An 18,206-nucleotide genomic window follows, 5' to 3' on the forward strand; every position below is an offset into this window, starting at 1 on the left:
GGTCACCTTCGGGTGGCCCGGCCCGTTGTCGTGCGTGGCGGTGGCCGGTTCAGTCGTTCTCGCGGCGCGGACCTCGGGGCCCGCCGAGTTCGACGGCGGTGCAGCGCCAGCGCCGGTCGCGGCCGAGCTCCAGGCGGAACGCCATCGCGCGCAGCCGGTCGCCCGCGCCGATCCGGGCGAACACCTCCAGGGCGCCGCTGCGGGGCACGTAGTAGCCGACGTCCTGGACGACGGGGACGACGCCGTGCGCGCAGCGCAGCGGGCCGTGCTCGGCGAGGTCCGCGAGATCGTCGTAGGCGTGGCCGACGGTGTGGCGGAGCATGGAGTGGACGGGGCGGCGGCCGCTGAGGACGGCGAGCAGACGGTCCGCGAAGAGGTCGGTGGGGCGGGGGCCACCGGGCTGGGGGAGACCGCTCTGGGGGAGGCCGGGCTGCGGAGGGCCTGGCTGGGGGAGGCGGGGCTGTGGGAGGAGCTGTCCGTCCGGGGCCGGCGGCCCGAGGGGGCGGTGGGGGTGGCGGGGGCTCTGCTCGGGGACCCTGGGCGCGGGGCCGGGCGTAGCGGGCCGGATGGGGGCGACGGGGGCGGGGGGAGCGGTGCGTGCAGGGGCCGCCGCGGGTGTGGTGCCGCTGCCGGTCGGGGGCCGGTTGTCGGAGGGGCGGGTGCGGGCGGGGCGGGTGGTCCCCGGGGAGCCGGGCGGGCGTCCGCCGCCGGACGCGGTGCGGGGTGCGCCGCCGGAGGGCGCGCGGGGCGGGGTGCCGGCCGGGCGGCGGGTGTCGCGGCGGGCCGGCGGGCGGGTGCCGGGGGCGGGCTGCGTCCTCGTCATGACCTTGTTCATGGGTGTCCCCGTTCGACGGGCCCGGACCATTGCCTCTACCGGGCGGTAACTTTCCGTTGCCGATCTTGTATGGGGTTGCGCTGTGTGATGGCAAGTGAGCGGAGAGTTGCTGAGCGAGGGTGGGGGAATTCACCTATCAGGATGGTCGTGGCGCGAAAAGCCCAGGCAGAGGCGGTGCAGGGGGTGAATTTCCGGGCGTCGGGTGGACGCTTCCGGGGCGGCGGACGGGGACTCGAAAGGGGACCCCCGGCCCGTATCCTGAACCTCGTTCCCCGCACCCGCACCCGCACCCGGCCCCGATCACCCCGGCGCCCGGACCCCGAGAACCACGAAGGAGCGGCCCGCCATGCGCGTCTACGTCCCCCTGACCCTCCCCGGTCTCGCCGAGGCGCACAGCACGGGGGAGTTGGGGCCGTCCGGACCGCTCACCGCGTACGCCGTGACGCCCGCGCTGCGCGCGTGGTGCCGCACCGACGACCTGGAGGAACTGGAGTACGCCGCCCTCGGCCGGGCCGCGCTCGCCGCGCTGCGGCTGCTGGCGGCGGACCCGGCCGCGCCCCGGCGGCGCGTTGTGCTCGCCGTGGACGTGACCGACGGCGCCGTCGCCGCCGGGGCCGGCGAGGACCTCGACCCCGCCGACCTGGGCCAGGTCCGGGTCGCGGAGGGGGCCGTACGCCTCGCGAAGGCGGCCGCCGTGCACGTCGACGCCGGGGACGCCGAGACCGACGTGACCGCCGCGGCCGGGGCGCTCGCCGCGGCGGACGAGGGCGACGACGACGCGCAGGACGTGGTGGACGGCGCCGAGGACCGCGAACTGCTCTGGTACGCCCCGCAGGAGATCCCCGACCTGGTGGGCGCGGGGGGCTGAGGACGGGCTGTCGGTGGCGGCGGGTACGTTGGCCGGTATGGGGACGCAGTCAGCGGCGCACATCGTCTGGGACTGGAACGGCACGCTGTTCCACGACAACGACGCCATCATTGGAGCGACGAACGCGGCCTTCGTCGAACTGGGCCTGGAACCGATCACGCTGGAGCGCTACCGCGCGCTGTACTGCGTGCCGGTCCCGAAGTTCTACGAGCGGCTGCTCGGCCGGCTGCCCACCGACGCCGAATGGCTCGTCATGGACGAGGCGTTCCACCGCGCCTACGCCGAGCACCGGGTGCGCTGCCGGCTGACCGACGGCGCCGCGGAGCTGCTCGCCGGGTGGCGGTCGGCCGGGCGCAGCCAGTCCCTGCTCAGCATGTACGGGCACGAGGACCTGGTCCCGCTGGTGCGCGGCTTCGGCATCGAACCGCACTTCCTCCGCGTCGACGGGCGCACCGGTCCCTCCGGCGGCAGCAAGGCCGAGCACATGGTGCGCCACCTGAACGCCCTCGCCGCCGTCGACCCGGCGCGCACCGTGGTCATCGGCGACGCCGTCGACGACGCGGTGGCGGCCCTGCACGTGGGGGCGCGCGCCGTGCTCTACACCGGCGGCTCGCACAGCCGGGCCAGCCTGGAAGGGGCCGGGGTGCCCGTGGTCGACACGCTGGCGGAGGCCGTGGCGACGGCAAAGGACATGGCGGCCGGAGCCTGACACCCGGCGCCCGCCACCCCCCCCCGCCGCCGCCCTCGGCTCACGTCACCGGCGCCTTCTCCCGCAGCACCGTCAGGAACTCCCGCATCCACGCCGGGTGGTCCGGCCAGGCCCTGGCGGAGATCAGCGTGCCGTCCACGACCGCCTCCGCGTCCTGGAAGGTCGCCCCCGCGCCCTGCATGTCCAGCTCCAGCGCCGGATAGGCGGTGACCCGGCGTCCGGTCAGACCGTCCACCGCGGCCGTGAGCAGCGGGCCGTGGCAGATCTGCGCGACCGGCTTGTCCGCGTCGAAGAAGGACTTCACGATCTTGCGCAGCTCCGGGTCGTTGCGCAGGTACTCCGGGGCCCGCCCGCCCGGGATCACCACGGCGGCGTACTCGCCGGGCTCCACCTCGGAGAAGGCGAGGTCGGCGGGCCAGGTGTAGCCGGGCTTCTCGGTGTAGGTGTCGAAGCCGGGCTCGAAGTCGTGCACGACGAAGCGGAGCTGCTTGCGGGCGGGGGCGGCGATGTGGACCTCGTAGCCCTCCTCGCGCAGCCGCTGGTAGGGGTAGAGGACTTCCAGCGACTCCGCTGCGTCCCCGGTGACGATGAGGATCTTGGTGGTCATCCCGGTGCACCTCCTGATCGGGCCGGTCACGTCCTGCCGTACTGTCCTGCGGTGCTGTACTGCCCTACGGTCCTGCGGTCCTGACTGCCATACGGTCCTGCCGTCGTGCGCGTGCCGGGCACCCGGACGGGCCGCGCGAGCCCCCGCTCCCGCACGCCGCGTACGCCGCACAGGCCCCTGCCGTCGCCCGCCCGCCGTACACGGACGCACCCCCTGTACACCCGCCCCGCGGCGGGCGCCCGGGTACGCCTCCAGAGTGCCTCCGCATCTGTGCAGAACGTCAAACTTCCACCCCCGGTTTTGTACACATACGGCTCATGACGGGGCCCGGGGGCGGGGCGATAGCCTGGTGGCGTGATCAGCGCGATAGCTCGCGGGGGTGCGGTTGCCCCTGCCCCGCGCCCGGCGCAGGCGGACGACATCCGCCGCCGGGCGACGGTCGCTGGTCCTCGCGGGCGGGACGGGGCACCGACGCCCCCAGGACGCCGGGCGTCGCCACGACGCCGCACAGCACCGGGCCACGGGACTCCCCCCGGACCCCGGACCTCGACAGGGCGGCACCAGGCCCCACCAGGACACCGGCGGCATCCCGCCGGAATCCGGGCCGTGTCTCCCCGGGACACCGGTGGCGCCGAGAGCAGCGTCACATCCCGGGAAAGCCCTGAATATGGCTGATAACCCCCCGCTCATCTCTCCGTGCGGCATAGCGTCGGAACAGACCGGACACCCCGCGTCTCGGCGTCACGTCACAGGGGAAGAGACCGTACTTCTTTCTACGTCACGCAACGGCGCGCGACAGGAGCCAGAGGACAATGCAGACCAAGCTGGACGAAGCCAAGGCCGAGCTGCTCGAACGGGCGGCCCGGGTCGCTGAGAACAGCCCGGTCGGGGGCCATCTACCGACCGGGACGACGGGCGAGGGCGGTCCGGGGACCCCGGACACTCCGAGCACCCCGGACCACGAGTCCGTGCTGTCGTTCCTCCAGCGCTACTACCTGCACACCGCCCAGGAGGACCTCGGCGACCGCGACCCGGTCGACGTCTTCGGCGCGGCCCTCTCCCACTACCGGCTGGCCGAGAACCGCCCCCAGGGCACGGCGAACGTCCGGGTGCACACCCCGACCGTCGAGGAGAACGGCTGGACCAACAGCCACTCCGTCGTCGAGGTCGTCACCGACGACATGCCGTTCCTGGTCGACTCCGTCACCAACGAGCTGACCCGGCAGGGCCGGGGCATCCACCTCGTCATCCACCCGCAGATCGTGGTCCGCCGCGACGTCGCCGGCCGGCTGATCGAGATCCTGAAGCCGACGCCCCCCGGCGCCGAACTCCCGCACGACGCGCACGTCGAGTCCTGGATCCACGTCGAGACCGACCGCGAGTCCGACCGCGCCGACCTCAAGCAGATCACCGCCGACCTGCTGCGGGTGCTGTCCGACGTCCGCGAGGCCGTCGAGGACTGGGAGAAGATGCGCGAGGCCGCCCTGCGGGTCGCCGACGGCCTCCCCGGCGAGCCCGTCCCCGGCGACCTCGCCGCCCCCGAGGTGGAGGAGGCCCGCGAACTGCTGCGCTGGCTCGCCGACGACCACTTCACCTTCCTCGGCTTCCGCGAGTACCAGCTCCGCGAGGACGACTCCCTCGCCCCCGTGCCCGGCACCGGCCTCGGCATCCTGCGCGCCGACCCGCACCACACCGAGGGCGACGACCACCCCGTCTCCCCCTCCTTCGAGCGGCTGCCCGCCGACGCCCGCGCCAAGGCCCGCGAGCACAAGCTGCTCGTCCTGACCAAGGCCAACAGCCGCGCCACCGTGCACCGGCCCTCCTACCTCGACTACGTCGGCGTCAAGAAGTTCGACGCCGAGGGCAACGTCGTCGGCGAGCGCCGCTTCCTCGGCCTGTTCTCGTCCGCCGCCTACACCGAGTCCGTGCTGCGCGTGCCCGTCGTCCGCCGCAAGGTCGACGGCGTCCTCAAGGGCGCCGGGTTCTCCCGCAACAGCCACGACGGCCGCGACCTCCTCCAGATCATGGAGACCTACCCGCGCGACGAGCTGTTCCAGACCCCGGTCGACGAACTCCAGGCCATCGTCACCTCCGTGCTCTACCTCCAGGAACGCCGCAGGCTGCGGCTGTACCTGCGCAAGGACGAGTACGGCCGCTACTACTCCGCGCTCGTCTACCTCCCGCGCGACCGCTACACCACCGGCGTCCGGCTGCGGATCATCGACATCCTCAAGGAGGAACTCGGCGGCAACAGCGTCGACTTCACCGCCTGGAACACCGAATCGATTCTCTCCCGGCTGCACTTCGTGGTCCGCGTCCCGCAGGGCACCGTCCTGCCGGAGCTGTCCGACACCGACCGCGACCGCCTCGAGGTCCGCCTCGTCGAGGCCGCCCGCTCCTGGGCCGACGCCTTCCAGGACGCCCTCAACGCCGAACTCGGCGAGGAGCGCACCGCCGAACTCCTGCGCCGCTACGGCAACGCCTTCACCGAGGGCTACAAGGCCGACCACACCCCGCGCGCCGCCGTCGCCGACCTCGTCCACCTCGAACGGCTCTCGGAGGAACGGAACTTCTCCCTCAGCCTGTACGAGCCGGTCGGCGCCGCCCCCGACGAACGCCGCTTCAAGATCTACCGCAAGGGCGACGCGATCTCCCTGTCGGCGGTCCTGCCCGTCCTCAACCGCCTCGGCGTCGAGGTCATCGACGAGCGGCCCTACGAACTGCGCTGCGCGGACCGCAGCGTCGCCTGGATCTACGACTTCGGGCTGCGCATGCCCACACCGCTCGGCGGCGCGGGCGGCGACCACTTCGGCGACGACGCCCGCGAGCGGTTCCAGGAGGCGTTCGCCGCGACCTGGACCGGCAAGGCCGAGAACGACACCTTCAACGCCCTCGTGCTGGGCGCCGGGCTGACCTGGCGGCAGGCGATGGTGCTGCGCGCGTACGCCAAGTACCTGCGGCAGGCCGGGTCCACGTTCAGCCAGGACTACATGGAGGACACCCTCCGCACCAACGTGCACACCACGCGGCTGCTCGTCTCCCTCTTCGAGGCGCGGATGTCGCCGGACCGGCAGCGCGCCGGGCTGGAGATCACCGACGCGCTGCTGGAGGAGCTGGAGGCCGCGCTCGACCAGGTCGCCTCGCTCGACGAGGACCGCATCCTGCGCTCCTTCCTCACCGTCATCAAGGCGACCCTGCGGACCAACTTCTTCCAGAAGGCCACCGACGGCGCCCCGCACGACTACGTCTCCATGAAGTTCGACCCGCAGGCCATCCCCGACCTGCCCGCGCCGCGCCCCGCGTTCGAGATCTGGGTGTACTCGCCGCGCGTCGAGGGCGTCCACCTGCGGTTCGGGAAGGTCGCGCGCGGCGGGCTGCGCTGGTCCGACCGGCGCGAGGACTTCCGTACCGAGATCCTCGGCCTGGTCAAGGCGCAGATGGTGAAGAACACCGTGATCGTGCCGGTCGGCGCGAAGGGCGGGTTCGTCGCCAAGCAGCTGCCCGACCCGTCCGCCGACCGCGACGCCTGGCTCGCCGAGGGCATCGCCAGCTACCGCACCTTCATCTCCGCGCTCCTCGACATCACCGACAACATGGTCGCCGGAGAGGTCGTCCCGCCCTCCGACGTCGTCCGGCACGACGAGGACGACACCTACCTCGTGGTCGCCGCCGACAAGGGCACGGCGACGTTCTCCGACATCGCCAACGAGGTCGCCCAGTCCTACGACTTCTGGCTCGGCGACGCCTTCGCCTCCGGCGGCTCCGCGGGCTACGACCACAAGGCGATGGGCATCACCGCGCGCGGCGCCTGGGAGTCCGTCAAGCGCCACTTCCGCGAACTGGGCGTCGACACCCAGGTCGAGGACTTCACGGTCGTCGGCATCGGCGACATGTCCGGCGACGTCTTCGGCAACGGCATGCTGCTCAGCGAGCACATCCGCCTGGTCGCCGCCTTCGACCACCGGCACATCTTCATCGACCCGAACCCCGACGCGGCCACCTCCTACGCCGAACGCCGCCGCCTGTTCGAACTGCCCCGCTCCAGCTGGGCCGACTACGACGAGAGCCTGATCTCCGCGGGCGGCGGCGTCTTCCCCCGCTCCGCCAAGGCGATCCCCGTCAACGCCCACATCCGCGAGGCCCTGGGCATCGAGGCGGGCGTCGCCAAGACCACCCCCGCCGACCTGATGCGCGCCATCCTGGCCGCCCCGGTCGACCTGCTGTGGAACGGCGGCATCGGCACCTACGTCAAGGCGAGCACCGAGTCGCACGCCGACGTCGGCGACAAGGCCAACGACGCCATCCGCGTCGACGGCGCCGACCTGCGCGCCCGGGTCGTCGGCGAGGGCGGCAACCTCGGCCTGACCCAGCTCGGCCGGATCGAGTACTCCCGCGGCGGCGGCAAGATCAACACCGACGCCATCGACAACAGCGCGGGCGTCGACACCTCCGACCACGAGGTGAACATCAAGATCCTGCTCAACGGGCTGGTCACCGAGGGCGACATGACGGTCAAGCAGCGCAACAAGCTGCTCGCCGAGATGACCGATGAGGTCGGCGCGCTCGTCCTGCGCAACAACTACGCGCAGAACACGGCCATCGCCAACGCCCTCGCCCAGTCCAAGGACATGCTCCACGCCCAGCAGCGCTTCCTGCGCCACCTGGTCCGCGAGGGGCACCTCGACCGGGCGCTGGAGTTCCTGCCCACCGACCGCCAGATCCGCGAGCGGCTCGGCGCGGGCCAGGGCCTGAGCGGGCCGGAGACGGCCGTCCTCATGGCGTACACCAAGATCACGGTCTCGGACGAGCTGCTGCACACCACGCTGCCCGACGACCCCTACCTGCGCGGCCTGCTCTTCGCCTACTTCCCGACCGCGCTGCGCGAGCGGTTCGCGGAGCAGATCGAGAACCACCCGCTGCGCCGCGAGATCACCACGACCGTCCTCGTCAACGACACCGTCAACACCGGCGGTACGACCTATCTGCACCGGCTGCGGGAGGAGACCGGCGCCTCGCTGGAGGAGATCGTGCGGGCGCAGACCGCCGCGCGGACCATCTTCCGGTCGGCGTCGGTGTGGGACGCCGTCGAGGGCCTCGACAACACCGTCGACGCCGAGGTGCAGACCCGTATCCGCCTGCACTCGCGCCGCCTCGTCGAGCGCGGCACGCGCTGGCTGCTGAACAACCGGCCGCAGCCGCTGGAGCTGGCCGAGACGGTCGACTTCTTCTCCGAGCGCGTCGGGCACGTCTGGTCGCAGCTGACGAAGCTGCTGCGCGGCGCGGACCTGGAGTGGTGGCAGAAGATCTGCGACGAGCTGACCGCCGCGGGCGTCCCCGACGAACTCGCCCACCGGGTGGCCGGGTTCTCGTCGGCGTTCCCCGCGCTGGACATCGTGTCGGTCGCCGACCGCACGGGCCGCGACCCGATGGACGTCGCCGAGGTCTACTACGACCTCGCCGACCGGCTGCACATCACCCAGCTCATGGACCGCATCATCGAGCTGCCGCGAGCCGACCGCTGGCAGTCGATGGCCCGCGCCTCCATCCGCGAGGACCTGTACGCGGCCCACGCGGCGCTCACCGCCGACGTCCTCGCCGTCGGCAACGGCACCGCGACGCCCGAGCAGCGGTTCAAGGCCTGGGACGAGAAGAACGCGGCGCTCCTCGGCCGCGCCCGCACCACCCTGGACGAGATCCAGGGCTCGGAGACCTTCGACCTGGCGAACCTGTCGGTGGCGATGCGCACCATGCGCACGCTGCTGCGCGCCCACTCGTAGCGGCCACGCCGAGCACATGAGGAAAGGGGGGTGCCCCCGGCCGCCGAGGCCGGGGGCACCCCCCTTTTCTTTGACGCCCTTGTGGGGGCGGCCGTGCCCGTGTGGGGGCGGCGCGCCGTCAGTCCTTCGCCGCCGTCTTCGGACGCGGCTTCTTCTTCGGCTCGGTGAAGGCCTCGTACGCCTCCATGACCTCCTCCGTCGGCCCGTCCATGCGCAGTTCGCCGCGCTCCAGCCACAGGACGCGCTCGCAGGTCTCCCGGATCGAGCTGTTGCTGTGGCTGACCAGGAAGACGGTGCCCGCGTGCTCCCGCATGGCCCGGATACGGTCCGCGGAGCGCTGGCGGAACTTGGCGTCACCGGTGGCGAGGGCCTCGTCGATGAGGAGGACGTCGTGGTCCTTGGCGGCGGCGATGGAGAACCGCAGCCGCGAACCCATGCCGGAGGAGTACGTCCGCATCGGCAGCGAGATGAAGTCGCCCTTCTCGTTGATGCCGGAGAAGTCGACGATCTCCTGGTAGCGGGCCTTGATCTGCTCCCGGCTCATCCCCATGGCCAGACCGCCGAGGTAGACGTTCCGCTCGCCGGTCAGATCGCCCATCAGGGCCGCGTTGACGCCGAGGAGGGAGGGCTGGCCGTCGGTGTAGATACGGCCCCGCTCCACCGGCAGCAGGCCCGCGACCGCCTTGAGCAGCGTCGACTTGCCCGAACCGTTGGTGCCGATCAGGCCGATCGCCTCGCCCTTGTGCGCGACGAACGACACGTTCTTCACGGCGTGCACCGTACGGACGCCGGAGGCCTTCTCGGTCTTCTTGCGGCGCACGATGCGGTTGAGGGCGGCGGTGGCCGAACCCCGGCCGCCGCCGGTGCCGTTGACCCGGTAGACGATGTCGACGCCGTCGGCGACGACGGTCGGAATCCGCTGGTCGCGCAGGCGCGCCAGGTCGGTGGGCCCGGTGGGCGGGACGGTGTCAGCCACGGCCGTAGGTCTCCTCAGCCTTCCAGAAGTAGATGAAGCCCCCGACGCCCGCCAGCAGCGACCAGCCGACGGCCCAGGCCCACACGTGCGGCGGGAGCTGGTCGGCGTGGAAGCTGTCGATCAGCGCGAACCGCATCAGGTCGATGTAGACGGCGGCCGGGTTGGCGCGCAGCACGTCGGCCACCCAGGGCGGCATGTCCGTGTGCTGGCTGAGCAGGTTGTCGATGCTCCACATCACGCCCGACACGTACATCCAGGTCCGCAGCACGAACGGCATCAGCTGGGCGATGTCCGGGGTCTTCGCGCCGATCCGGGCCAGGATCATCGACACGCCCGCGTTGAAGACGAACTGGAGGGTCAGCGCGGGGACCGCCAGCACCCAGGACACGGCCGGCGGCACGCCCACCACGAGCAGGATCAGCACCAGCGCGGCCATCGAGAACAGCAGCTGCTGGAGCTGCTGGAGGCAGAAGGAGATCGGCAGCGCGGCCCGCGGGAAGTGCAGCGCCCGCACCAGGCCGATGTTGCCGGAGATCGCGCGGGTGCCCGCCATGATCGAACTCTGGGTGAACGTCCAGATGAACACGCCCGTCACCAGGAACGGGATGTAGTCCGGCACGCCCTTCTTGGTCTGGAGCAGCACGCCGAAGATGAAGTAGTACACGGCGGCGTTCAGCAGCGGGGTCATCACCTGCCACACCTGGCCCAGCCGTGCCTGGCTGTACTGCGCGGTGAGCTTGGCGGTGGAGAACGCGGTGATGAAGTGGCGGCGCGCCCACAGCTGCCGGACGTAGTCGGGCAGGGAGGGGCGGGCGCCGCTGACGGCGAGGCCGTACCGGGCCGCGAGCGCCGCGAGGTCTTCGGGGGCCTCGGCCCGGGTCGGGGGCGGTGTGTGGAGGACCTGGCTCACATCCGCTGCTTTCACTCGGGGGGTGGGGGTTCACGCGTCCGGCGTCGCCGCCGTCGTCCGGCGTTCTCTTACGTTTCTCTTCACGTTCTCTTACGTCGGGACGGGACCGTATCGTCGCAACGTGAGCGTAGGCCGTCGGGGCGTCGGAACGCAACCGTTTCGTCGTCACGGTGGGCGGGGTGGGGTGCGGGGGCTCCGAGGGCTCGCCGTGGCTTGCGGGCGCGGGCGACAGCGGGCGGATGTGGGTGGGTGCGTGGGGACGGGACCGTATCGTCGTGACGCCCTATGCTGGTCCGTATGACCACCAACGCCGACGGACCCCAGACGCGTCCGCGCCGTAGGGCCCCCGCCGGGGCGGCCGTGCTCCGCGAGGACGTGACCGAGGCGATCCGGGCGGCCGTGTTCGAGGAACTGGCGACCGTCGGCTACGCCCGCATGTCCATCGAGGGCATCGCCCGGCGGGCCGGGGTCGGCAAGACCGCCGTCTACCGGCGCTGGCGCTCCAAGCTCCACCTCGTGCTGGACATCGTCGCCGCGATCGCCGTGCAGGGACTGCCCGCCCCGGAGACCGGCGGCCTGGAGACCGACCTGCGGATGCTGTACGAGGTGACCTCCCGCGCCCTGCGGCACCCCGTGGCCTCGCAGATCATCCCCGACCTCCAGGCCGAGGCCGCCCGCAACCCCGAGATCGCCGAGGCCCTCCAGAAGGCGCTGCGGGAGGGGCAGGAAGGCGTCGCCCTCAAGATCGTCGCCGCGGCGGCGGCGCGCGGCGAGGTGCGCGCCGGACTCGACGACGACCTCGCCCTCGACCTGATCTCCGGTCCGCTCTACTGGCGCTCGGTGGTCATCCGCAGCCCCAAGCTGCCCAAGGGGTACCTCCCCGCGCTGGCACGAGCGACGGCGGAGGCGCTGAAGGCGCTGTAGCCGGGGGCGGGGGCGGGGGCGCTGGAGACGGGGGCGGGGGCGGCTACCGTCTCGCCGCCTCCGGGTGGAGGCGCAGCCAGCCCTCCCAGGCCGAGGCGATCATGTCCTGGAGGCCGTGGGTGGCCTTCCAGGCCAGGAGGGTGGCGGCGCGGTCGGCCGAGGCGACCACCCGGGCCGGGTCGCCGGGGCGGCGGGCGGTGACCGTGGGCGGGCGGTCGTGGCCGGTGACGGCGGCGACGCGGTCGATCATCTCCCGTACGGACACGCCCTCGCCGCGGCCGATGTTCAGGGTCAGGGCGCGGCCGGGCGTGGAGCGCAGCGCGCGGGCGGCGGCGACGTGGGCCTCGGCCAGGTCCACCACGTGGATGTAGTCCCGCACGCAGGTGCCGTCCGGCGTGGGGTAGTCGTCGCCGAAGACGCGGGGCGCGGCGCCCTCGGTGAGCCGCTCGAAGATCATCGGGACGAGGTTGAAGACCCCGGTGTCCGCCAGCTCCGGGCGGGCCGCGCCCGCCACGTTGAAGTAGCGCAGGGCGGCCGTCGACAGGCCCGTGGCCCGGCCGGTGGCGCGCACCAGCCACTCCCCGGCGAGCTTCGTCTCGCCGTACGGCGAGATCGGGACGCACGGGGTGTCCTCCGTGACGACGTCGACGTCCGGTGCCCCGTACACCGCGGCGGACGAGGAGAACACGAACGAGGGGACCCCCGCCGCGGTGACCGCGTCCAGGAGGACGCGCAGGCCCTCCACGTTCTCCCGGTAGTAGTGCAGGGGCCGGTCGACGGACTCGCCGACCTGCTTCTTCGCCGCCAGGTGGACCACGCCCGTCACCTCGTGCCCGGCGAGGGTGCGGGCGAGCAGTTCGCCGTCCAGCGTCGAGCCGCGCACCAGCGGCACCCCGTCCGGCACCCGCGCGGCCACCCCGGTGGAGAGGTCGTCGTAGACCACGGTCCGCTCGCCTGCGCCGGTCATCGCGCGCACGACGTGCGCCCCGATGTATCCGGCGCCCCCGGTGATCAACCAGGTCATCTCCCGCCCTCCCCCTCGTCGGTCGGCCCGTGGGCGGCGGTCCGGGCCACGGGCGGTGCGCGGCCCCGGCGCGGTCCCGGTGCCGGGGCCGCGATGGAGCCGACTCACAGTGAAGCAGTCCCCGCCCGACCCCGCCGGGCCTGTGGACAACTCCGTCCGGCCGTGCCCCGGACGGCCCGGCGCACCCGCCGCCGACCGCGCCCCCTCACCGGCTCCCGGCCTGCTCCTCCTCGCGGGCCGCCGCGTCGAGGACGTCGGTCAGCTGGTCCAGGCGGGCCCGCAGCGCGTCGATCTCCTCCGGGGAGGACCCGGTGGCGGCGGCGATCCGGCGCGGCACCCGCAGGGCCCGCTCGCGCAGCGCGCGCCCCTCCTCGGTGAGCGTGATCCGCACCGACCGTTCGTCGCGCGCGCTGCGCTCCCGTCGCACCAGACCGGCCGCCTCCAGGCGCTTCAGCAGCGGCGACAGGGTCCCGGAGTCCAGACGCAGCCGCTCGCCCAGCCGCTTGACCGGCACCCCTTCTCCGACGTCCCCCGCGCTCCGGCCGTCCCCCTCGTCCGCGCCCTCCCCGCCCGGCTGCTCCCACAGGACCAGCATCACCAGGTACTGCGGGTAGGTGAGCCCGAGGTCCTTGAGGATCACGCGGTACAGGCCGTTGAACGCGCGCGAGGCCGCGTGCAGGGAGAAGCAGATCTGCCGGTCCAGCAGCAGCCAGTTCTCGCCGCCGGGGGAGCCGAGCGCGGCGGGAGCGGCCACGGGGGCGGAGGAGCCGGTCGGGGCGGCGGACTCGGGGCCGGTCGGAGAGGCGGCCGCGGGCGTGGACGTCGAGGTCATGCCACCAGGGTAGCTCCGCACCCATCATTTGATTGTGTGCAATTGAATTGTGTGCTCTACTTATCTCCGTGAGGCGGTCCGGACGCGACGAGCGCGAGGGCCGGTCACCCCCCGCACACAGTCTTCCGAGAGGGACGGTTCAGACATGGACGCGCTCTACACCGCCGTAGCCACCGCCACCCACGGCCGCGAGGGCCGCGCGGTCACCTCCGACGGCAAGGTCGACGTCAAGCTCTCCCCGCCGGTCGAGCTGGGCGGCGACGGCCAGGGCACCAACCCCGAGCAGCTGTTCGCCGCCGGGTACGCGGCCTGCTTCGGCGGCGCCCTCGGCGTCGTCGGCCGCCAGGCCAAGGTCGACGTCAGCGACGCCGCCGTCACCGCCGAGGTCGGCATCGGCAAGCAGGGCGAGGGCTTCGGCCTCAAGGTCACCCTCCGCGTCGAGCTGCCCGACACCGTCGACCAGGAGACCGGCCGCAAGCTGGTCGAGCAGGCCCACCAGGTCTGCCCCTACTCCAACGCCACCCGCGGCAACATCGAGGTCGACCTCGTCGTCGAGTAACCCGCCCGCCCCGGCCGCCCGGCCCGCGCCGGGCGGCGGCGGGCGGCATCCGGTCCTCATCCGACCCGCGCCAGCACCTCACCCGTCCGCCTGCTCCACGCCACCACCACGGCCTCCTCGGGCACCGCGTGCCGGGGCGTGAGCAGCAGCCAGCGGACGTGGTGGCGGTGGACGACCGCCGCGCGCGCGGCGCGGGTCGTGTCCGGGGCGAGGTAGGCGCGCACCTCCGCTACCCGCCGCAGCCGCTCCCGCTCGCCCAGCGCCGGGTCCGGCCGGACGGGCGCGACCAGGTTCGCGCCGTACCCGGCGATCGCGCGCGCGGCACGCGAGCCGTCCGCGATCACCACCTCGCCGGGCCCGATGTGCCGCGCCGCCCAGTCGTACGCGGGCGGGCGCGGCGGCTGCGCGAAACCGACCGGGTCCAGCGAGCGCGGCACCACCGCCCCCGCGTGCACGACCAGGAAGCCCGCGCAGGCCGCGCCCGCGGCGAGCGCGGCCAGCACCTTGCGCCCCGTCCGCCACGGCCGGGGCGCCGCCAGTTCCACCGCCACCGCCCACTGGAGCGGCACCAGGGCGAGCCCCACGGTCCAGCCGTACGCGTACCGGCCGCTGACCCAGCCGTACGCCACCACCAGGCAGTCCAGGGCGAACATCAGCACCAGCGGGTCGCGCGCGCCCTCGCGGCGGGCCCGCAGCCACAGCGCGGGCAGCCCGGCCGCCACGGCCAGCCAGACATGCCCCGCCAGACCGTCGTAGAGGCGCCGGTACGAGGCGTCCAGGCGGGTGTCGCCGACCAGCGCGAGGACGTCGAAGTACGGCCAGACCGCCGCCGTCAGCAGCGCCGTGCAGCCCGTCGCCGCCCAGCGCAGCGCCTTCCCCGCGCACCGGCCCCGCTGCCGGCCCGCCACGAGCGCCACGCCCCCGGTGACCGCCGACACGGCGACGATCGGATGGACGAGCAGGATCAGCCCGTACAGCGCGCCCAGGGCCACGTACCCGGCGAAGCCGCGCAGGCCGTCCGGGCCCACGAAGCGCACCGCGCGGTCGTCCCGCGCGCGCGTGGCCGTCCACGCCCACGCCCAGAACGTCAGACCGATCGCGCACACCGCCGGCGCGCCGAGCGTCCCGGTCAGCGGCAGCAGGCCCAGCGACCCGCTCCACACCACCCGCTCGGTGCCCCACAGCAGGGTCAGCGCGGCCAGCGCCAGCACCGGCGCCCACGGGCGGGCGGTCAACGCGCGCGTGAAGCGCCCCACGCCGGTCAGCAGCACCAGCAGGTTCACCGGCCCCGCGACCCGCAGCACCTCCCGGCCGCCGAACCCGGTCAGCCTGGCGAACACCCCCTCGGCGAACGCGTACGGCGAGTAGAACGGACTGCCCGCGCCCGGCAGGTCGGCCGTCGGGTGGCGCGGCGCGAACAGGTCGGCCCGCAGCCGCTCCACCACCGCCGCGTGCTGCCCCGCGTCGCAGCACAGCGGCACCCGCCAGTACGCCAGCGACATCACCAGCCAGAACAGGAACCCGAAGACCTGGTACGGCGTCGGACGCCACAGCCGCCCGCCGTACAGCGCCGTCGCGCCGCGCGCGGGACGCCGGGTCAGGACACCGACGCTCATGGGGCCGCGACGGCGTCGGGGACCGGGAGGCCCGGACGGGCCGGGCACGCCCGGCACACCAGGCGCGCCGGGCACACCGGGTGTGCCGGGGACGCCTGACGGGTCCGCGGGGGACGGGAGAAAGGCCGCATTGACCGTATGTTCCCGTCGGGTCAACGCCCTTGCCGCTTCTCACCCCATCGAGTGAGCCCGATCGGCCCTCGCCTGGACCGGGACAGACAGCCCGCGCGCGCCGCCGACGACCGGCGCCGCCGGAGGGGCCGCGACCGGGGCGGCGGGCATCTCCTGCCCCAGCAGCAGCGTCCGTACGACCCGCTCGGCGGCCCGGCCGTCGTCGTGGCCGCGGAACCGGTCCCGGAAGGCCGCCCGCCGCCGCGCCGACTCCGCGTCCCGCCAGCCACCCGACACCAGCACCTCCGCCAGCTCGCCGTAGGCGCGCGTGACGTGTCCCGGCCCCTCGGCGGTCACGTCCACGTACAGGCCCCGGCTCGCCCGGAACGCGTCCACGTCGTGCGCGTGCACCACGACCGGCCGGTCCAGCAGGACGTAGTCGCACATGAGGGACGCGTAGTCCGTCACCAGGACGTCGGCGGCGAGCATCACCTCCGCCGCGTCACCGACGCCGGTCGCGTCGACCAGCACCCCGCGCCGGTGCAGCTCGGCCAGGCCCAGCGCGCGCGCCGGACCGTCCGCCAGGGACGGGTGCAGCCGCACCACCAGGGTGTGCCCCGCGCCCAGGTCGGCCGCGAGCCGGGCCGGGTCGAACGCCTCGACATACCCGCCGCGCCGGTACGCCCGGCGGGCCGGCGCGTACAGCACGACCGTGTTCCCGGCCGGGACCCCGAGCCGCGCGCGGGCCCGCCGCACCGCCTCCGGACCCGCGTTCACCAGCACGTCGTTGCGCGGGCTCCCGGTGCGCGCCGCCGCGAAACGGCACGGAAAGGCCCGCTCCCACACCAGCTCCGAGTGCGCGTTGGCGACCAGGCTGTGGTCCCAGCGGTCGGCGCGCCGCAGCAGCTCCGGCACGTCCACCCCGAGCCGCGCCCCGGGGCGTTCCAGCAGGTCCGCGCCCCGGTACGCCAGCGGGGTGCCGCGATGCGTCTGGATGTGCACGGCGTCCGGCCGCCCCGCCGGTACGGCCGGCAGCCCCGCCAAGTCACCGCCGTCGAGGTCCGTGACGACGAACCCGGCCCGCGCCGCCACCCGGTGGTGCTCGGGCGAGCCCAGCAGGACGTGCTCCGTGCCCTCGGGCAGCCCGGCCGCACACGCCTCGTCCCGCACCACCCACACCCCGCGCAGCCGTGGGGCGATCACGCGCGCCGCCCGGTGGACCGCCCCCGGATCGCCCAGCGCCCCCCGGTACCCGGCCGCCGCGTACACCACGAGGTCCGGGTCCGGCGCCCGCCGCGTGCGACCGGCTCGCACGCCTCGGCGCGCGCGCTCCCCGACCTCTGCACGCGCCCCAGCCCCGGCCCGCCCCGCCCCGTCCGGGACCGCCCCGTTCCGGTCCGCCCCCACCGTCCTCGCCGCCCCCGTCGCGCGTGCCGCCAGTCGCCGGGCGACGAACCCGGCGTACGTCCCCTCCAGGACCCGCAGCTCCGCCGGGAGCGGTGCGCCCCGGGGACGGTGGCGGGCGGACAGTGCGGCCGTGCGGCGGAAGAACGCGGCCCGCGCGGACCGCGGCAGCGCGTCCGGGTCGGCGAGCAGGGCGAGACAGTGCGCGCCCATCCGGCGGTGCACCTCGGGACGCCACGCCCCGAGCGCGGGGCGCGCGTCGAGGAGGGCGAAGACCCGCTCGTACTGGGCGTGCAGGTCGAAAGGGTCGCCGTGGTCGGGGTGGTCGCCGTCGGCGGCGGGGCGGCCGTACGGCGGACGGTCCGGGGCGGGCGTCCGGTGCGGGCGGTGGTCCACGTGATCCACGCAGATCCGCTCCAGGGCGGCGATCCGGCGCGCGCCGAGCAGCACCGCGTACGTCCAGGACAGCTGCCCGTACGCGCCGGGCGGGAAGCGGAAGCCGTTCTCCAGGACGAACGCCCGCCGGTACGCCTTGTTCCACGCGACCGCCGGCAGGCCGAGGACACCAGGGTGCTCGGCCGCCGTGAAGGTGCCGTCGAAGTCGCCGTCGCTGTCGCTGTCGCCGGGGGCGGCGAGGAGGTGTGCGGCGGGGTCGCGTCGGGTGCCGTCCCACCAGGACGTCCGCGCGTGGTCGAAGAGCAGGACGTCCGGGTCGCCGGTCTCGTCGAGCCGGTCGGCCAGCGCGCCCAGGGCACCCGGGGTGAGGGTGTCGCCCGCCCCGAGGAACAGCAGACGTTCGCCGCGCGCGTGGGCGAGCCCCGCGTCGCGCAGGCCGCCCGGACCCAGGTCCCGCGGCAGCCGTACGGCCCGCACGCGCGGGTCACCCAGGACGTACTCGTCCAGGATCGGGCCGCAGCCGCCGGGGGAGCGGTCGGTCACGGCGATCACCTCGACGTCCCGGTACGGCTGGTCCAGGACCGAGTCGAGGCACGCGCGGAGGAAGCCCCGCTCCCCCCGGGGGCAGGCGACGACGACGCTGAAGCGGGGCACGGCG

Annotated in this window: 13 protein-coding genes; 5 read left to right on the plus strand and 8 right to left on the minus strand. The window is 74.0% G+C overall.

Going from position 1 to position 18,206, the window contains the following annotated elements:
- Nucleotides 1-49: 49 nt before the first annotated feature.
- Nucleotides 50-835, minus strand: coding sequence for an Rv3235 family protein (locus ACIQPQ_RS35550; RefSeq protein ID WP_401312570.1), 786 nt, complete (start codon nt 833-835; stop codon nt 50-52).
- Nucleotides 836-1,181: 346 nt separating this feature from the next.
- Between ACIQPQ_RS35550 and ACIQPQ_RS35555 the strand changes: the two genes are divergently transcribed.
- The gene (locus ACIQPQ_RS35555; protein ID WP_401312572.1) at nt 1,182-1,703 is read left to right on the plus strand and encodes a DUF6912 family protein; all 522 of its coding nucleotides are present in this window, start codon (nt 1,182-1,184) and stop codon (nt 1,701-1,703) included.
- Between the two features lie 37 nt (nt 1,704-1,740).
- Nucleotides 1,741-2,412, plus strand: coding sequence for an HAD family hydrolase (locus tag ACIQPQ_RS35560; RefSeq protein ID WP_401312575.1), 672 nt, complete (start codon nt 1,741-1,743; stop codon nt 2,410-2,412).
- 40 nt (nt 2,413-2,452) lie between these two features.
- On the opposite strand, the gene ACIQPQ_RS35565 is transcribed toward ACIQPQ_RS35560, so the two are convergent.
- Nucleotides 2,453-3,019, minus strand: a complete 567-nt coding sequence (locus tag ACIQPQ_RS35565) for a DJ-1/PfpI family protein (protein ID WP_401312577.1) — start codon at nt 3,017-3,019, stop codon at nt 2,453-2,455.
- Between the two features lie 812 nt (nt 3,020-3,831).
- Between ACIQPQ_RS35565 and ACIQPQ_RS35570 the strand changes: the two genes are divergently transcribed.
- Nucleotides 3,832-8,796, plus strand: coding sequence for an NAD-glutamate dehydrogenase (locus ACIQPQ_RS35570; protein WP_401312580.1), 4,965 nt, complete (start codon nt 3,832-3,834; stop codon nt 8,794-8,796).
- Nucleotides 8,797-8,914: 118 nt separating this feature from the next.
- Here ACIQPQ_RS35570 and ACIQPQ_RS35575 read toward each other — a convergent pair whose 3' ends face one another.
- Nucleotides 8,915-9,772: an ABC transporter ATP-binding protein gene (locus ACIQPQ_RS35575; RefSeq protein ID WP_401312582.1), complete on the minus strand. Its 858-nt coding sequence runs from the start codon at nt 9,770-9,772 to the stop codon at nt 8,915-8,917.
- A complete protein-coding gene (locus tag ACIQPQ_RS35580) occupies nt 9,765-10,682 on the minus strand; it encodes an ABC transporter permease (RefSeq protein ID WP_401312584.1) in 918 nt (305 codons plus the stop codon). The genes ACIQPQ_RS35575 and ACIQPQ_RS35580 overlap by 8 nt, the downstream gene beginning before the upstream one ends.
- A 297-nt stretch (nt 10,683-10,979) precedes the next feature.
- Here ACIQPQ_RS35580 and ACIQPQ_RS35585 point away from each other — a divergent pair, with 297 nt between their 5' ends.
- The gene (locus ACIQPQ_RS35585; protein WP_401312587.1) at nt 10,980-11,606 is read left to right on the plus strand and encodes a TetR/AcrR family transcriptional regulator; all 627 of its coding nucleotides are present in this window, start codon (nt 10,980-10,982) and stop codon (nt 11,604-11,606) included.
- Nucleotides 11,607-11,649: 43 nt separating this feature from the next.
- On the opposite strand, the gene galE is transcribed toward ACIQPQ_RS35585, so the two are convergent.
- A complete protein-coding gene (galE, locus tag ACIQPQ_RS35590) occupies nt 11,650-12,630 on the minus strand; it encodes a UDP-glucose 4-epimerase GalE (protein WP_401312589.1) in 981 nt (326 codons plus the stop codon).
- Between the two features lie 205 nt (nt 12,631-12,835).
- On the minus strand, nt 12,836-13,462 hold the full coding sequence (locus ACIQPQ_RS35595) for a MarR family winged helix-turn-helix transcriptional regulator (RefSeq protein ID WP_401312592.1): 627 nt from the start codon (nt 13,460-13,462) through the stop codon (nt 12,836-12,838).
- 145 nt (nt 13,463-13,607) lie between these two features.
- Between ACIQPQ_RS35595 and ACIQPQ_RS35600 the strand changes: the two genes are divergently transcribed.
- Nucleotides 13,608-14,021: an organic hydroperoxide resistance protein gene (locus tag ACIQPQ_RS35600; RefSeq protein ID WP_383780640.1), complete on the plus strand. Its 414-nt coding sequence runs from the start codon at nt 13,608-13,610 to the stop codon at nt 14,019-14,021.
- Nucleotides 14,022-14,077: 56 nt separating this feature from the next.
- On the opposite strand, the gene ACIQPQ_RS35605 is transcribed toward ACIQPQ_RS35600, so the two are convergent.
- Together ACIQPQ_RS35605 and ACIQPQ_RS35610 are read right to left on the minus strand one after the other, a co-directional pair.
- Nucleotides 14,078-15,637 carry a hypothetical protein gene (locus tag ACIQPQ_RS35605; protein WP_401312594.1) on the minus strand — a complete coding sequence of 520 codons (1,560 nt, stop codon included), beginning with the start codon at nt 15,635-15,637 and terminating at the stop codon, nt 14,078-14,080.
- A 171-nt stretch (nt 15,638-15,808) separates the two neighbouring features.
- Nucleotides 15,809-18,202, minus strand: coding sequence for a CDP-glycerol glycerophosphotransferase family protein (locus tag ACIQPQ_RS35610; protein ID WP_401312597.1), 2,394 nt, complete (start codon nt 18,200-18,202; stop codon nt 15,809-15,811).
- Between the last annotated feature and the right edge of the window lie 4 nt (nt 18,203-18,206).

It is taken from the genome of Streptomyces sp. NPDC091281 (assembly GCF_044757425.1).
In the GTDB taxonomy this organism is placed as follows: Bacteria; Actinomycetota; Actinomycetes; order Streptomycetales; family Streptomycetaceae; genus Streptomyces.

Bases quoted from the DNA above. Each gene is read 5' to 3' on its own strand.
- ACIQPQ_RS35550 (WP_401312570.1), bottom strand. From the start codon at position 835: ATGAACAAGGTCATGACGAGGACGCAGCCCGCCCCCGGCACCCGCCCG.
- ACIQPQ_RS35555 (WP_401312572.1), top strand. From the start codon at position 1,182: ATGCGCGTCTACGTCCCCCTGACCCTCCCCGGTCTCGCCGAGGCGCAC.
- ACIQPQ_RS35560 (WP_401312575.1), top strand. From the start codon at position 1,741: ATGGGGACGCAGTCAGCGGCGCACATCGTCTGGGACTGGAACGGCACG.
- ACIQPQ_RS35565 (WP_401312577.1), bottom strand. From the start codon at position 3,019: ATGACCACCAAGATCCTCATCGTCACCGGGGACGCAGCGGAGTCGCTG.
- ACIQPQ_RS35570 (WP_401312580.1), top strand. From the start codon at position 3,832: ATGCAGACCAAGCTGGACGAAGCCAAGGCCGAGCTGCTCGAACGGGCG.
- ACIQPQ_RS35585 (WP_401312587.1), top strand. From the start codon at position 10,980: ATGACCACCAACGCCGACGGACCCCAGACGCGTCCGCGCCGTAGGGCC.
- galE (WP_401312589.1), bottom strand. From the start codon at position 12,630: ATGACCTGGTTGATCACCGGGGGCGCCGGATACATCGGGGCGCACGTC.
- ACIQPQ_RS35595 (WP_401312592.1), bottom strand. From the start codon at position 13,462: ATGACCTCGACGTCCACGCCCGCGGCCGCCTCTCCGACCGGCCCCGAG.
- ACIQPQ_RS35600 (WP_383780640.1), top strand. From the start codon at position 13,608: ATGGACGCGCTCTACACCGCCGTAGCCACCGCCACCCACGGCCGCGAG.
- ACIQPQ_RS35605 (WP_401312594.1), bottom strand. From the start codon at position 15,637: ATGAGCGTCGGTGTCCTGACCCGGCGTCCCGCGCGCGGCGCGACGGCG.